11 protein-coding genes are annotated in these 16,001 nt (G+C 64.2%); 9 read left to right on the top strand and 2 right to left on the bottom strand.

Annotation, left to right across the window (positions count from 1 at the left end; all coding sequences use genetic code 11):
* Positions 1-223: 223 nt before the first annotated feature.
* Both rplK and rplA read left to right on the top strand, forming a co-directional pair.
* On the top strand, positions 224-676 hold the full coding sequence (gene rplK / locus QMG28_RS12045) for a 50S ribosomal protein L11 (protein WP_281842554.1): 453 nt from the start codon (positions 224-226) through the stop codon (positions 674-676).
* 3 nt (positions 677-679) lie between these two features.
* The gene (gene rplA / locus QMG28_RS12040; protein ID WP_281842553.1) at positions 680-1,378 is read left to right on the top strand and encodes a 50S ribosomal protein L1; all 699 of its coding nucleotides are present in this window, start codon (positions 680-682) and stop codon (positions 1,376-1,378) included.
* Between the two features lie 71 nt (positions 1,379-1,449).
* On the opposite strand, the gene QMG28_RS12035 is transcribed toward rplA, so the two are convergent.
* Positions 1,450-2,247 (bottom strand): YkgJ family cysteine cluster protein, encoded by a 798-nt coding sequence (locus tag QMG28_RS12035; RefSeq protein ID WP_281842552.1) that lies wholly within the window; start codon positions 2,245-2,247, stop codon positions 1,450-1,452.
* Between the two features lie 409 nt (positions 2,248-2,656).
* Between QMG28_RS12035 and rplJ the strand changes: the two genes are divergently transcribed.
* The 6 genes from rplJ to QMG28_RS12005 all read left to right on the top strand — a co-directional run bounded on the left by rplJ (position 2,657) and on the right by QMG28_RS12005 (position 14,279).
* A complete protein-coding gene (gene rplJ / locus QMG28_RS12030; protein WP_281842551.1) occupies positions 2,657-3,169 on the top strand; it encodes a 50S ribosomal protein L10 in 513 nt (170 codons plus the stop codon).
* Between the two features lie 69 nt (positions 3,170-3,238).
* Positions 3,239-3,613: a 50S ribosomal protein L7/L12 gene (gene rplL / locus QMG28_RS12025; RefSeq protein ID WP_281842550.1), complete on the top strand. Its 375-nt coding sequence runs from the start codon at positions 3,239-3,241 to the stop codon at positions 3,611-3,613.
* Between the two features lie 238 nt (positions 3,614-3,851).
* Positions 3,852-7,991: a DNA-directed RNA polymerase subunit beta gene (rpoB, locus tag QMG28_RS12020; RefSeq protein ID WP_281842549.1), complete on the top strand. Its 4,140-nt coding sequence runs from the start codon at positions 3,852-3,854 to the stop codon at positions 7,989-7,991.
* 91 nt (positions 7,992-8,082) lie between these two features.
* Positions 8,083-12,357: a DNA-directed RNA polymerase subunit beta' gene (rpoC, locus tag QMG28_RS12015; RefSeq protein WP_281842548.1), complete on the top strand. Its 4,275-nt coding sequence runs from the start codon at positions 8,083-8,085 to the stop codon at positions 12,355-12,357.
* Positions 12,358-12,498: 141 nt separating this feature from the next.
* Positions 12,499-13,374 carry a putative rhamnosyl transferase gene (locus QMG28_RS12010; protein WP_281842547.1) on the top strand — a complete coding sequence of 292 codons (876 nt, stop codon included), beginning with the start codon at positions 12,499-12,501 and terminating at the stop codon, positions 13,372-13,374.
* Positions 13,371-14,279 carry a DMT family transporter gene (locus QMG28_RS12005; protein WP_281842546.1) on the top strand — a complete coding sequence of 303 codons (909 nt, stop codon included), beginning with the start codon at positions 13,371-13,373 and terminating at the stop codon, positions 14,277-14,279. The genes QMG28_RS12010 and QMG28_RS12005 overlap by 4 nt, the downstream gene beginning before the upstream one ends.
* On the opposite strand, the gene QMG28_RS12000 is transcribed toward QMG28_RS12005, so the two are convergent.
* Positions 14,265-15,272 carry a glycosyltransferase family 2 protein gene (locus QMG28_RS12000; protein ID WP_281842545.1) on the bottom strand — a complete coding sequence of 336 codons (1,008 nt, stop codon included), beginning with the start codon at positions 15,270-15,272 and terminating at the stop codon, positions 14,265-14,267. The genes QMG28_RS12005 and QMG28_RS12000 overlap by 15 nt on opposite strands.
* Positions 15,273-15,629: 357 nt before the next feature.
* Between QMG28_RS12000 and rpsL the strand changes: the two genes are divergently transcribed.
* On the top strand, positions 15,630-16,001 hold the full coding sequence (gene rpsL / locus QMG28_RS11995) for a 30S ribosomal protein S12 (protein ID WP_281842544.1): 372 nt from the start codon (positions 15,630-15,632) through the stop codon (positions 15,999-16,001).

Here is a 16,001-nt window from a genome sequence, read left to right as displayed (position 1 = left end):
ATCATCCTAGCACCGATCGCATGCAGGGTGCACCCGGGCTCTGGCGGGAAGTGCTTGCCAAGGCGGTGGCAAGGGTTTACGACGCGCCCGTTCAGGGCCGTCCTCCGGGATTCGGCCCTTGAGCTTCATGCGTGGGAGGCGAGGGCGCGCGCGTCCGGACCAGACCACGGCAACGAAAAGGCGAGGGGTCGCGACCCTGAGCTGTTGAAGAAGGAGACACCAGATGGCCAAGAAGGTCGCTGGCACCATGAAGCTGCAGATCCCTGCAGGCCAAGCCAACCCGTCGCCGCCCGTGGGCCCCGCCCTCGGTCAGCGCGGCATCAACATCATGGAATTCTGCAAGGCGTTCAACGCCAAGACGCAGGAGATGGAGCCGGGCGCGCCTTGCCCGACCCAGATCACCTATTACGCCGACAAGTCGTTCTCGATGGATATCAAGACGCCGCCCGCGTCTTACTTCCTGAAGAAAGCCGCTGGCCTGAAGCCGGTGGGCAAGCGCAACCGTCCGCGCGGCGCCGAGAATCCGGGCCGTGAAGTCGTTGCCACCGTGACTGCCGCGCAGGTGCGCGAAATCGCGGAAGCGAAGATGAAAGACCTGAACGCCGTCGACGTCGAAGGCGCAATGCAGATCATCCTTGGCTCTGCCAAGTCGATGGGCATCGAGGTGAAAGGGTAAACCATGGCCAAGCTTGGAAAACGCACCCGCGCCGCACGCGAAGCTTTCGTCGGCAAGGAAAATCTCTCGGTTGAAGACGCCGTCGCGCTCGTGAAGGGCAATGCCTCGGCCAAGTTCGACGAGACCGTCGAGATCGCCGTCAACCTCGGCGTCGACCCGCGCCACGCCGACCAGATGGTCCGCGGCAAGGTCGCCCTGCCGAACGGCACCGGCAAGACCATGCGCGTCGCCGTCTTCGCCCGTGGCGACAAGGCGGACGAGGCCACCAAGGCTGGTGCCGATATCGTGGGCGCCGAAGACCTGATGGAAACCATCCAGGGCGGCAAGATCGACTTCGATCGCTGCATCGCCACCCCGGACATGATGCCGATCGTCGGCCGCCTGGGCAAAATCCTCGGGCCGCGCAACCTGATGCCGAACCCGAAGGTCGGCACGGTGACGATGGACGTGAAAGAGGCCGTTGAAGCCGCCAAGGGCGGTGAGGTCCAGTTCAAGGTCGAGAAGGCCGGTGTGGTTCACGCCGGGATCGGCAAAGCCTCGTTCGACGAAGGCAAGCTGGTCGAGAACGTGCGCGCCTTTGTGGACGCGGTTCAGAAAGCCAAGCCCACCGGGGCGAAAGGCGCCTACATGAAGAAGGTGTCGCTCTCGTCCACGATGGGGCCGGGCGTGTCGGTCAGCGTCGACAGCGCCACCGGCAACTGAGCCGGCTCACCTGACGAAACAGAAAAGGCGCTCTTCGGGGCGCCTTTTTTCTTGCCTCAAGGTCGGCGGGGTCAGAGCCGCCGGCCCCGCCCGGCTGCGCCGGCGCGGGCCATGTCACGGCAGGCCGCATCGAGCACCCGCGACGGGTGGCGCGCGGTGTCGAGGCTTGTGGCCAGATCCGCGCCGCCGACCGCGCTGGCCGCGATCTGCGCCAGGCTGTATGTCGGCACCCGGGTCATCCCTTTCAGCGTTTCGCGGATCAGAGCGAGCACGGCGAGATAGTCGAGATGGCTGCCGAGCAATCCGGAGCCGGGTTCGGTGCCGCCCTGCGCATTGGCCTCGCAGGCGCTCGCATCGGTCGACAGGAACGACCGGCAGATGATCGGCCGTGCGTCGTAGGCGCGGCAGGCGCGGGTATCGGGATCAAGGGCGGGGCAGGCCTCCGGGTGCCAGTTGCGCCCATCCGGCTCGCCCGCGCGGCCCGCAAGCGCGGCGTGCAGGCGCGTGGCCTCGGCTTCGGTGGTCGTGCCGCCATCGCCGCCCGACAGGATACAGCAGAACGCACAGCCCTCGCCGCAGGCAGCGTTGCGCAGGATGTCGGGGGGCGCGGCCATCGTCTGATCGTGCAGGGCCATGCCGATCTGCCAGGCGGCCTCGCCGCGCGCGAGATCGGCGATCACCTCCCGCGCCGGGCGGCCATGGCGCTCGGCGGCGGCGAGATAGGCATCGAGCAGCCGGTGCGCCCGATCGTCCGCCACGCGGCCTGCATTGCGGGCGCGGGCCTTCGCCGCGCGCGCGCGCAGCGCGGCAATCCCGTCGGCCCGCCCGGCAGAGGCGGCCGTGCCGCGAGGTCTGGAGGTTGTGCGCATGGTCTTCCGCTTTCCATATTGGTCCGGCCCGGTTGGCGCAGGCCCGGTGCAGCGCAGTATACGGGGTGGCGCGGGGCGCTCCAATCCCGCGCCGCGGGCGGGCTGGCGCAATCGTGAGCCGATTATGACCGAATTACGAAGAACGGGCTTTTCTTTTCCGCGACGAGAGACTAAACCCCACTCCCGTCAGGTCGCCCGAGTCGCTCGTGGCGGCCTGATGATTCGTCCGAGACGGTGGGTGGGGCACATGCTTCCATAATTCCTGCCTGAGACGGGTAGACCCAGATTTCTTCGGGCAGCCAGGCTTCCCGGGGCGACTTGGACGGACCCGTAACGGACCCGACATCGGGGTTCGCCCCGGTGAAACATGAGCCGGGAGGGTCACACCTCCCATACTTGGAGTGAAACTGTGGATAGAGCCCAGAAAGAGAAAGTGGTCGAGGAACTCGGCCAGATCTTCGAAAGCTCTGGCGTCGTTGTGGTTGCCCACTACGAAGGCCTCACGGTTGCTGAGATGCAGAACCTGCGCGGCCAGATGCGTGATGCTGGCGGTGCGGTTCGTGTTGCCAAGAACAGGCTCGCCAAGATCGCCCTTGAAGGCAAGCCGGCGGCTTCGATCGCCGAATACCTGACGGGCATGACCGTTCTCGCCTATTCCGAAGACCCTGTGGCTGCGGCCAAGGTCATGGACAAGTACGCCAAGGATAACGAAAAGCTCGTGATCCTCGGCGGCGCCATGGGCGAGACGGCGCTGGATCCGGCCGGTGTGAAAGCTGTCGCCTCGATGCCGTCGCGTGAAGAGCTCATCGCTCAGATCGTGTCGCAGATCGGCGCGCCCGCTTCGAACATCGCCGGGGCCATTGGCGCTCCTGCTTCGAACATCGCATCCATCCTTTCCACTATCGAGGAAAAGGCTGCGTAAGCAATCGAGAGACCGGCGTAGCGGATACCGCGAATACGTTGGAACACACCTAATACGGAAAGAAGTCAAATGGCTGATCTGAAGAAACTTGCTGAAGAGATCGTGGGTCTGACCCTTCTCGAAGCCCAGGAACTGAAAACCATCCTCAAAGACGAGTACGGCATCGAGCCCGCCGCTGGCGGCGCCGTGATGATGGCTGGCCCGGCTGCCGATGCTGGCGCCGCTGCCGAAGAAAAGACCGAATTCGACGTCGTGCTGAAAAATGCCGGCGGCAACAAGATTGCGGTCATCAAAGAAGTCCGTGGCATCACCGGCCTCGGCCTGAAAGAAGCCAAAGACCTCGTCGAGGCCGGCGGCAAGATCAAAGAGCAGGTCTCGAAGGCGGAAGCCGAAGAGATCCAGAAGAAGCTCCAGGAAGCCGGCGCCGAAGTCGAGCTGGCCTAAGGGCTGCCCGGGGCGTTGGCTCCGTGAAATTGTGGCTGGGCCCGGAGAAATCCGGGTCCAGCCGAACCTGTCTTGGAAAGGGCTTTTCGAGAAGCCTTTCCCTAGGCGCGGTTCAAGGATCGGGCGGAGACCTGTGGGAGGGTCTCCTGGTATGGATCCGAACCCCCTGTTTCGAGCGGTGCGCGAGCCGAGGCCCGGCGGTCTTGCGCATCAGTGAGAAAAGAAAGGTGCACACCTTATGGCGCAGTCCTACCTCGGCCAGAAACGTCTTCGCAAATACTACGGCAAGATCCGCGAAGTCCTGGAGATGCCGAACCTCATCGAGGTGCAGAAAAGCTCTTATGACCTGTTCCTGAACTCCGGCGATGCTCCCGAGCCGTCGGATGGCGAAGGCATCAAGGGCGTTTTCCAGTCGGTCTTCCCGATCAAGGATTTCAACGAGACCGCGGTGCTCGAATTCGTGAAATACGAGCTCGAAGCCCCGAAATACGACGTTGAGGAATGCCAGCAGCGCGACATGACCTATTCGGCCCCGCTGAAGGTTACCCTGCGGCTGATCGTGTTCGATGTGGACGAGGATACCGGCGCCAAGTCCGTGAAGGACATCAAGGAGCAGGACGTGTTCATGGGTGACATGCCGCTCATGACCCAGAACGGCACCTTCATCGTCAACGGCACCGAGCGCGTCATCGTTTCGCAGATGCACCGCAGCCCGGGCGTGTTCTTCGACCATGACAAGGGCAAGACCCACTCGTCGGGCAAGCTGCTCTTCGCCTGCCGCATCATCCCCTATCGCGGCTCCTGGCTCGACTTCGAGTTCGACGCGAAAGACATCGTCTTCGCGCGCATCGACCGCCGCCGCAAACTGCCGGTGACGACCCTGCTCTACGCCCTCGGGCTGGACCAGGAAGGCATCATGGATGCCTATTACGAAACCGTCGATTTCAAACTGAAGAAGGACAAGGGCTGGGTCACCAAGTTCTTCCCCGAGCGCGTGCGCGGCACCCGCCCGACGATCGACCTTGTCGACGCCAAGACCGGCGAAGTCATCGCCGAGGCGGGCAAGAAGGTCACCCCCCGCGCGGTGAAGAAGATCATCGACGACGCCAAGATCACCGAGCTGCTCGTGCCCTTCAGCCAGATCGTCGGCCGCTACGTGGCGAAAGACATCATCAACGAGGAAACCGGCGCCATCTACGTGGAAGCCGGCGATGAGCTCACCTGGGAAACCGACAAGGACGGCAACGTCACCGGCGGCAGCCTGAAAGAGCTGATCGACGCGGGCGTGACCGAGATTCCGGTGCTCGACATCGACAACATCAACGTTGGCCCCTACATCCGCAACACGATGGCGGCGGACAAGAACATGGGCCGCGACACCGCGCTCATGGATATCTACCGCGTGATGCGCCCGGGCGAGCCGCCCACCGTCGAGGCCGCCTCGGCCCTGTTCGACAGCCTGTTCTTCGACAGCGAGCGCTACGATCTCTCGGCCGTGGGCCGGGTGAAGATGAACATGCGCCTCGATCTCGATGCCGAAGACACCCAGCGCACGCTGCGCAAGGAAGACATCGTGGCCTGTGTGAAGGGCCTCGTCGAGCTGCGCGACGGCAAGGGCGAAGTGGACGACATCGACCATCTCGGCAACCGCCGGGTGCGTTCGGTGGGCGAGTTGATGGAAAACCAGTATCGCGTCGGCCTCTTGCGCATGGAGCGCGCCATCAAGGAGCGCATGTCGTCGGTCGAGATCGACACGGTGATGCCGCAGGATCTGATCAACGCCAAGCCCGCCGCCGCGGCGGTGCGCGAGTTCTTCGGCTCGTCGCAGCTCTCGCAGTTCATGGACCAGACCAACCCGCTCTCGGAAGTCACCCACAAACGCCGCCTCTCGGCGCTTGGGCCGGGCGGCCTGACCCGCGAGCGTGCCGGCTTTGAAGTGCGCGACGTGCACCCGACCCATTACGGTCGGATGTGCCCGATCGAAACGCCGGAAGGCCCGAATATCGGCCTGATCAACTCGCTGGCCACCTTCGCCCGCGTGAACAAATACGGCTTCATCGAAACCCCCTACCGCAAGGTGGTGGACGGGCAGGTGACCGACGATGTGCAATACATGTCGGCCACCGAGGAAATGCGCCACACCGTGGCCCAGGCCAACGCGCATCTCGATGCCCAGGGCCGCTTCGAGAACGATCTGGTGAACACCCGCCAGTCGGGCGAATACACCATGGCGCCGCGCGAAAACGTCGACCTGATCGACGTGTCGCCGAAGCAGCTCGTCTCGGTCGCCGCCTCGCTGATCCCGTTCCTTGAGAACGACGACGCGAACCGCGCGCTGATGGGGTCGAACATGCAACGTCAGGCCGTGCCGCTTCTGCAAGCCGAGGCGCCGCTGGTCGGCACCGGCATCGAAGCCAAGGTGGCGATCGATTCCGGCGCCGCCATCCAGGCCCGCCGCGGCGGTGTGATCGACCAGGTGGACGCCACCCGGATCGTTGTGCGCGCCACCGAGGATCTGCTGCCGGGCGATCCGGGCGTCGATATCTACCGCCTGCGCAAGTTCCAGCGCTCGAACCAGAACACCTGCATCAACCAGCGTCCGCTGGTGAAGGTGGGGCAGGAAGTGGGCAAGGGCGAAGTGATCGCCGATGGTCCCTCGACCGATCTGGGCGAACTGGCGCTCGGCAAGAACGTGATCGTCGCCTTCATGCCGTGGAACGGCTACAACTACGAAGACTCGATCCTGATCTCCGAGCGGATCGCGCGGGATGACGTGTTTACCTCGATCCATATCGAGGAATTCGAAGTCGCCGCCCGCGACACCAAGCTCGGGCCGGAAGAGATCACCCGCGACATCCCGAACGTTGGCGAGGAAGCCCTGCGCAACCTCGACGAAGCGGGCATCGTCTATATCGGCGCCGATGTGGAGCCGGGCGACATTCTCGTGGGTAAGATCACGCCGAAGGGCGAAAGCCCGATGACGCCGGAAGAAAAGCTTCTGCGCGCCATCTTCGGCGAAAAGGCGTCGGACGTGCGCGATACCTCGCTGCGGGTGAAGCCGGGCGATTTCGGCACCGTCGTCGAAGTGCGCGTGTTCAACCGCCACGGCGTCGACAAGGACGAACGCGCCCTGCAGATCGAGCGTGAAGAGGTCGAACGCCTCGCGCGTGACCGCGACGACGAGATGGCGATCCTCGATCGCAACATCTACGCCCGTCTGCGCGGCATGATCGAAGGCAAGACCGCGGTGAAGGGGCCGAAGGGCGTGAAGTCCGGCACCCAGATCGACGCGGGCCTGCTCGACGATCAACTGAGCCGTGGCCAGTGGTGGCAGCTCGCCCTCGAAGACGAGGCCGACGCCGCCCAGGTCGAGGCGCTGCACGCCCAGTACGAGGCGCAGAAACGCGCGCTGGAGCACCGCTTCGAAGACAAGGTCGAGAAGGTGCGCCGGGGCGACGATCTGCCGCCGGGCGTGATGAAGATGGTCAAGGTCTTCGTCGCGGTGAAGCGCAAGCTGCAGCCGGGCGACAAGATGGCCGGCCGCCACGGCAACAAGGGCGTGATCTCGAAGGTCGTGCCGATGGAAGACATGCCCTTCCTCGCCGATGGCACCCCGGTCGACTTCTGCCTTAACCCGCTCGGCGTGCCGAGCCGGATGAACGTCGGCCAGATCCTCGAAACCCATATGGGCTGGGCCGCGCGCGGTCTGGGCCTGCGGATCGACGATGCGCTGGCCGATTACCGCCGCACCGGCGATCTGACCCCGGTGCGCGAGGCGATGAGCCACGCCTATGGCGACGATGTCTACGAAGAAGGCATCTCGGGGATGGACGAGACCGTGCTGGTCGAAGCCGCCGAGAACGTCACCCGCGGCGTGCCGATCGCGACCCCGGTCTTCGACGGCGCCAAGGAGGCTGACGTGAACGACGCGCTGACGCGCGCGGGCTTCGATACCTCCGGCCAGTCGGTTCTGTTTGATGGCCGCTCCGGCGAGCAATTCGCCCGTCCGGTGACGGTGGGGGTGAAGTACCTCCTCAAGCTGCACCACCTGGTGGACGACAAGATCCACGCCCGTTCGACCGGCCCGTACTCGCTCGTCACGCAGCAGCCGCTGGGCGGCAAGGCCCAGTTCGGCGGCCAGCGTTTCGGCGAAATGGAGGTCTGGGCGCTGGAAGCCTATGGCGCCGCCTACACGCTGCAGGAGATGCTCACCGTCAAGTCGGACGACGTGGCAGGCCGGACCAAGGTCTACGAGTCGATCGTCAAGGGCGAGGACAACTTCGAAGCCGGCGTGCCGGAAAGCTTCAACGTGCTCGTCAAGGAAGTGCGGGGCCTCGGCCTCAATATGGAACTCCTGGATGCGGAGGATGAGGAATAGGTGCGCCTGAAGGCACACCCTACGACCGGGTAGGGTGCGCATTCATGCGCACCGACCCCACCTCGCACCGCACAGATTTGAGGAATTCAAAATGAACCAGGAACTGACCACCAACCCGTTCAACCCGCTCGCGTCGCCGAAGATCTTCGACGAGATCAAGGTATCGCTGGCCTCGCCGGAGCGGATCCTTTCGTGGTCCTATGGCGAGATCAAGAAGCCGGAAACGATCAACTACCGGACCTTCAAGCCCGAGCGCGACGGGTTGTTCTGCGCTCGTATCTTCGGGCCGATCAAGGATTACGAATGCCTTTGCGGCAAATACAAGCGCATGAAATATCGCGGCGTCGTCTGCGAAAAATGCGGTGTTGAAGTCACCCTCCAGAAAGTGCGCCGCGAGCGGATGGGCCATATCGAACTGGCCGCGCCGGTCGCGCATATCTGGTTCCTGAAGTCGCTGCCCAGCCGCATCGGCCTCATGCTCGACATGACGCTGCGTGATCTTGAGCGCATTCTCTACTTCGAAAACTATGTCGTGATCGAACCGGGGCTGACCGATCTCAGCTATGGCCAGCTCATGACCGAAGAGGAATTCCTCGACGCGCAGGACCTCTACGGCATGGATGCCTTCACCGCCAATATCGGCGCCGAAGCGATCCGCGAGATGCTCGCCCAGATCGACCTCGAAGCCGAGGCCGAGCAACTGCGCGCCGATCTGGCGGAGGCCACCGGCGAGCTGAAGCCGAAGAAGATCATCAAGCGCCTGAAGATCGTCGAGAGCTTCATCGAATCCGGCAACCGCCCGGAATGGATGATCCTCACCGTGATCCCGGTCATCCCGCCCGAACTGCGCCCGCTGGTGCCGCTCGACGGTGGCCGCTTCGCGACCTCGGACCTCAACGACCTGTACCGCCGCGTGATCAACCGCAACAACCGCCTCAAGCGCCTGATCGAGCTGCGCGCGCCCGATATCATCGTGCGTAACGAAAAGCGGATGCTGCAGGAATCGGTCGATGCGCTGTTCGACAACGGCCGCCGTGGCCGCGTGATCACCGGCGCCAACAAGCGCCCGCTGAAATCGCTGTCGGACATGCTGAAAGGCAAGCAGGGCCGCTTCCGCCAGAACCTTCTGGGCAAGCGGGTGGACTTCTCGGGCCGTTCGGTCATCGTGACCGGGCCGGAACTCAAACTGCACCAGTGCGGCTTGCCCAAGAAGATGGCGCTGGAGCTGTTCAAGCCGTTCATCTACTCGCGGCTTGAGGCCAAGGGCCTCTCGTCGACGGTGAAACAGGCGAAAAAACTGGTCGAGAAAGAACGCCCGGAAGTGTGGGATATCCTCGATGAGGTGATCCGCGAGCACCCGGTTCTGCTGAACCGCGCGCCGACGCTGCACCGCCTCGGCATCCAGGCGTTCGAGCCCACGCTGATCGAGGGCAAGGCGATCCAGCTTCACCCGCTGGTCTGCTCGGCCTTCAACGCCGACTTCGACGGCGACCAGATGGCCGTCCACGTGCCGCTTTCGCTGGAAGCCCAGCTTGAAGCGCGCGTGCTGATGATGTCGACCAACAACGTGCTGTCGCCCGCCAACGGCGCGCCGATCATCGTGCCGTCGCAGGATATGATCCTGGGCCTTTACTATATTACGATGCAGCGCGAGGGCATGAAGGGCGAGGGCATGGTGTTCTCGTCGATCGAAGAGATCGAACACGCGCTGAACTCGGGCGAAGTGCATCTCCACGCCAAGATCCAGGCGCGGGTGAAGCAGATCGACGAGGAAGGCAACGAGGTGTGGCAGCGGTTTGAAACCACGCCGGGCCGCGTGCGCCTCGGCCACCTGCTGCCGCTCAATGCCAAAGCGCCGTTCGAGCTGGTCAACCGCCTGCTGCGCAAGAAGGAAGTGCAGCAGGTCATCGACACCGTCTACCGCTATTGCGGCCAGAAAGAGAGCGTCATCTTCTGTGACCAGATCATGTCGCTCGGCTTCAAGGAAGCCTTCAAGGCCGGCATTTCCTTCGGCAAGGACGACATGGTGATCCCCGATAACAAGTGGGAGATCGTCGATGGCGTGCGCGAACAGGTCAAAGAGTACGAACAGCAGTACATGGACGGCCTGATCACCCTTGGCGAGAAGTACAACAAGGTGGTCGACGCCTGGTCGAAATGCTCCGACAGCGTCGCCGATGCGATGATGGGCGAGATCTCCGCCGTGCGTTTCGACGATGCCGGCGCCGAGAAGGAGCCCAACTCGGTCTACATGATGTCGCATTCCGGTGCGCGGGGTTCGCCGGCGCAGATGAAGCAGCTCGGCGGGATGCGCGGCCTGATGGCCAAGCCCTCGGGCGAGATCATCGAAACGCCGATCATCTCGAACTTCAAGGAAGGCCTGACCGTGCTCGAGTACTTCAACTCGACCCACGGCGCCCGGAAGGGTCTGGCCGATACCGCGCTCAAGACCGCCAACTCGGGCTATCTCACCCGCCGCCTCGTCGACGTGGCGCAGGACTGCATCGTGCGCCAGCACGATTGCGGCACCGAGAACGCGATCACGGCGGAACCGGCGGTCAACGACGGTGAAGTGGTGGCCTCGCTCGGCGAGCGCATCCTGGGCCGGGTTTCGGCCGAGGACGTGCTGCACCCCGCCACCGGCGAGGTGCTGGTTGCCAAGAACGAGCTGATCGACGAGCGCAAGGCCGACGCGATCGAGGATGCGGGCGTTGCCTCCATCCGGATGCGCTCGCCGCTTACCTGTGAGGCGGAAGAGGGCGTGTGCGCCATGTGCTACGGGCGCGACCTTGCCCGCGGTACGATGGTCAATGTCGGCGAAGCGGTCGGCATCATCGCCGCCCAGTCGATCGGTGAGCCGGGCACCCAGCTCACCATGCGGACCTTCCACATCGGCGGTATCGCCCAGGGCGGTCAGCAATCGTTCCAGGAAGCCAATGGCGACGGCAAGATCGAGCTGCGCAACGCGAACCTGATCGCAAATGCGGCGGGCGAGCAGATCGTCATGGGCCGCAACATGGTGGTGGCGATCATGGACGCCAACGGCCAGGAGCGGTCGAGCTTCAAGCCGGGTTACGGCGCGAAGCTCTTCGTGGCGGACAAGGCCGAGGTCAAACGTGGCGACAAGCTGTTCGAATGGGATCCCTATACCCTGCCGATCATCGCCGAAGCCGATGGCTCCGTGCGCTTTGTCGACCTGATCTCGGGCGTCTCCGTCCGCGACGAGACCGACGATGCCACGGGCATGACCCAGAAGATCGTGTCGGACTGGCGGTCGGCCCCGAAAGGGTCGGATCTCAAGCCCGAGGTCATCCTGGCGGGCGAAGACGGCGAGCCGGTGCGCAACGACGCCGGCAACCCGATCACCTACCCGATGTCGGTGGATGCGATCCTTTCGGTCGAAGACGGTGCCAAGGTTCAGGCCGGCGACGTTGTCGCGCGTATCCCGCGCGAAGGCGCGAAGACGAAGGACATCACCGGCGGTCTGCCGCGTGTGGCCGAACTCTTCGAGGCACGCCGTCCGAAGGATCACGCCATCATCGCCGAGATCGACGGCTATGTGCGCTTCGGCAAGGACTACAAGAACAAGCGCCGTATCGCCATCGAGCCGGCGGATGAAAGCCTGGATGCCGTGGAATACATGGTGCCGAAGGGCAAGCACATCCCGGTGGTCGAAGGCGATTTCGTCCAGAAGGGCGATTACATCATGGACGGCAACCCGGCGCCGCATGACATCCTGCAGATCATGGGTGTCGAGGCGCTTGCCGATTACATGATCGACGAGGTGCAGGACGTGTACCGGCTGCAGGGCGTGAAGATCAACGACAAGCACATCGAGGTGATCGTTCGCCAGATGCTGCAGAAGTGGGAGATCGCGGATTCCGGCGACACGACGCTGCTCAAGGGCGAACATGTCGACAAGGCCGAATTCGACGCCGCCAACGAAAAGGCGCTCGCCAAGGGTGGCCGTGCCGCCGAGGGCGCGCCAATCCTGCTGGGGATCACCAAGGCCTCGCTGCAGACCCGGTCGTTCATCTCGGCGGCATCGTTCCAGGAGACCACCCGCGTGCTCACCGAAGCTTCGGTTCAGGGCAAGCGCGACAAGCTGGTGGGCCTCAAGGAAAACGTCATCGTCGGCCGCCTGATCCCGGCCGGCACCGGCGGGGCGACGATGAAGACGCGCCACATCGCCCAGGAGCGCGATCGCAAGGTGATCGAGCAAGCCCGTGCGGAGGGCGAAGCCGCCGCCGCGCTGGCTGCGCCCGCCGATGCGATGGATGTTTCCGTCGACGATATCTTCGGTGGCGGCAGCGAAGATCTGGGCCTTGTCGAAACCCCGGAAACGGGTGGCGACGAGCAGCCCTGATCCGGCCCGGACGATCTGAGATTGAAGCCCTCGCCACCCGGCGGGGGTTTCGCGTTTATGCGCTCCGTTGCGGCCCCGCTGCGGCAAAAGGTTAACAAGAAAGCGCTTTCCGGCATCTCTCCCGTAAGGCAGAGTGCGGCCATGGCGGCACAGGGCAGACAACCATCCGAGAGCACGGTCAAAGGGGTGCAGGTCATCGGCCTGTGCCGGTTTTCCGTGCCGTCATCCGGCGCCTTCCAGACCGAGCACGAGACGATCGAGGAGCGCCGGGCCTTTCTGTATGATCCGAGGCGGCTCGATCAGCGTTTCGCCTGGTTCGAACATGTGAACCTGCCCGGCATCGAGGCCCAGAAAGATCCTGCCTTCACCTATATCCTGTTGCTGGGCGAAGACCTGCCCGAGCCCTGGCGCGCGCGGATGGAGGCTCATGCGGCGCGGATCCCGCAGATGGTGATCGAATATGCCCCGCCGATCCACCACCGCCAGGCCTGCGCCGACGCGATGGCAAAGCATATCGACCCGGACGCCGAGGCGGTGATCCAGTTCCGTCAGGACGATGACGATGGCGTCGCGGTGGATTTCGTCCAGCGGCTGCGGCGCGATTTCCGCAAGACCAGGGGCGTGTTCAAGGACAGGGGGCTGATGGCGCTGGACTATAACCGGGGCATCAACCTGCACGAGAAGACCGGCACGCTGACGCCGGTGCCGCTTTACCATTCCTTCCTCGGTGCGGGTTTCGCCGTCTGCACCCGCCCGGGTGATGGCAATTACGTGCTCGACTTCTATCACCATGTCATCTGGCAGCAGATGGCGGCGGTCACCTTCCCCTCGGCTTTCATGTGGGTGCGCGGTGCCCATGACGGCAATGACAGCGGCAAAGTGTCGGAAAACTGGAAGATCAAGAAAGATCCAGCCGAACTTCGCCAGATCCTGCGCAAACGCTTCCGCATCGACCTGCCCGCCTTCAAGGCCGCGCTCAGGGTGCTGGACGGCTCCGGGAAGGACGTGGCGGAGTGACGCAAGCCCTGATCCGGTCAGACAACCTGCGCGGCGCGGGCCTGATGATCGTCGCAATGGCCGCCTTCACCTTCAACGATACCACGATCAAATCGCTCGCCGGCAGCCTGCCGCTGGCGCAGACGATCTTTCTGCGCGGGCTGATCTCGACCGGTCTGATGGTTGGCGTCGCCTGGTGGATGGGCGGCCTGCGCCTGCGGCTGCCCCGGCGCGACTGGGGGCTGATCCTGATCCGCAGCTTTGCCGATCTCGGGGCCACCTTCCTGTTTCTCGGCGCGCTGTTTTACATGCCGCTCGCCAACCTCACCGCGATCCTGCAGGCGCTGCCGCTCTCGGTCGCGCTCGGTGCCGCGCTGTTCTTTCACGAGCCGCTCGGCTGGCGGCGGCTGCTTGCCATCGCCATCGGCTTCATCGGCGTGCTGCTGATCGTCAGGCCGGGCGCGGATGGGTTCAACACCTATGCGCTCTGGGGCCTTGGCGCGGTGGGCTTTGTCACCCTGCGCGACCTTGCCGCGCGCCGCCTCAGCCGTGAGACGCCTTCGGTCATGGCCGCGCTGGTGGGGGCGGCGGTCATCACGCTGGCCGCCGGGGTGGCCACGCTGGTGGATGGCTGGGCGCCGGTCGAGGCGGTGAGCGGCGGCAAGCTCGTTCTGGCGGGGCTGTTCATTCTCGCCGGTTACCTCGCCTCCGTTGCGGTGATGCGGGTGGGCGAGATCGGCTTCACCGCACCGTTCCGCTATACCGGGCTGCTCTGGGCGCTCGTGCTGGGCTGGCTCGTCTTCGACGAATGGCCCGACGGGATCACGCTGATTGGCGCCGGCATCGTGGTGGCGACGGGCATTTTCACGCTCTACCGCGAAGAGCTGGCGGCGCGCCGGATGCGCCGGGCGTCAGTGGCGCGGTAGCGCGTCGGCCTTTTGCATATGCATCAGGTATCGTGCGTCGGCTGCCGGGTCATCGCCCCGCTTGCGGCACATCGCGGCGACGTAATCGGCGCAGCACAGGTGATGCAGCCGTTTGACGCCGGGAATATCCGCCAGCTTCTGATGTGCCGCGAAAAACGCATCATCATAGGCCAGCGCGTCTTCGTTGATCGTTTCGTTCCGGTCGAACCGCTGGAAGAAATCTTCGGTGTAGCGATCCTCCAGCATCGCGGCGCTGGGGCGGCCCTGCTTGTAGGTGAATTGCTCGCGCGACTGTACGGCGTAATGGTTCACCTGGGCGAGCGTGTTGGTCATCCTGTCGCGGGTGGTGGCGTTCTGCGGATTGCGCGAGGGGTGATAGCTCTCGTAAGGCGCACCATCGGCCAGCAGAAACAGCCGGTCATCCACGCCCCAGCGCTTGCCCCGCCAGCCAGCCGGGCCGTGGGCACGCAGCTTGCCGAATGAGCCGGGGTCCCGAAAGAAGGTCTTGAAGCAGGAATTCTGCCGGGCCGTCACCTCGCCCGCGCGGGTGAAGCGGCGATGCACGAACGTGTCGCGCCACTCCGTTGCCCCGCCCGAACCGAAAACCCGCCAGTTGATTGCCATGCCGATGCCCTTGCCCCCGATCGCCTCGGCCAGCGCGCTGATCGAGCGGTCACCTGTATGGACCACCAGGAATTCGTCCACATCCGCCACAAAGACCCAGCTGGCATGGCGCACCAGCCGGTGCTTGCCGGCGGCGGCGTGGTTTTGCGGCTGCGGCGGGCTGTCCGGGTTGGGCGTGTTGCTCTTCTGAACCAGCACGCCATGGCGTTCGAGCAGGCGCAGCAATTGCGGCGAATGGTCGGTGCAATCGTTGTGCACGACAAGGATGTTCTGAAAGCCAAGCATCCGGTACCAGGCGATCCATTCGAGCAGAAACGGCCCCTCGTTGCGGACCGAGGTGACGAGTGTGCTGTCCTTCAGTTTGCGCATGTTCCGGCGCGGGCCTCGCTGGTATCTGATCTCGGCGGATGGTAGCAGACGGGGCCGGCCGGAACAGGCCAATTCGCACCGGCGCCAATCACGGCCTCCGGGCTGTTGACAAGGCTTCCGACTCCCCATATACGCCGCCACATCCGGGCAAACGGGCCTTTTGCCGTGCGCCTGCATCAGAGTTGAAGTGGACACGATCCGGGCAGCCGCCCCGATCCTCTGGAAACCCACCGCGTCGCCCCAAGGGAATGGGGCGGGTGCGGCAGCTTGCGTTTTATGGACGCATAGGACGCGAACAGACGAAACCGGGGCGCGCGCCCCACGAACATTGTGTTGCAACACGGGGAACGAAGCCCAATGCCAACGATCCAGCAGCTGATCCGCAAGCCGCGTCAGCCCAAAGTAAAACGCTCCAAGTCCCAGCACCTGGAGTCCTGCCCGCAGAAGCGTGGCGTTTGCACGCGCGTCTACACCACGACGCCGAAGAAGCCGAACTCGGCCATGCGGAAGGTTGCCAAGGTGCGCCTCTCGAACGGCTTCGAGGTGATCAGCTACATCCCCGGCGAGAGCCACAACCTGCAGGAGCACTCGGTGGTGCTTATCCGCGGCGGCCGTGTGAAAGACCTTCCCGGCGTTCGCTACCATATCCTGCGTGGCGTGCTCGATACGCAGGGCGTCAAAGACCGTCGCCAGCGTCGTTCGAAATACGGCGCGAAGCGTCCGAAGTAA

The sequence above is a fragment of the Sinisalibacter aestuarii genome (assembly GCF_027923545.1).
Lineage (GTDB): Bacteria > Pseudomonadota > Alphaproteobacteria > Rhodobacterales > Rhodobacteraceae > Sinisalibacter > Sinisalibacter aestuarii.
This window is presented reverse-complemented; position numbering and strand designations above follow the sequence as displayed.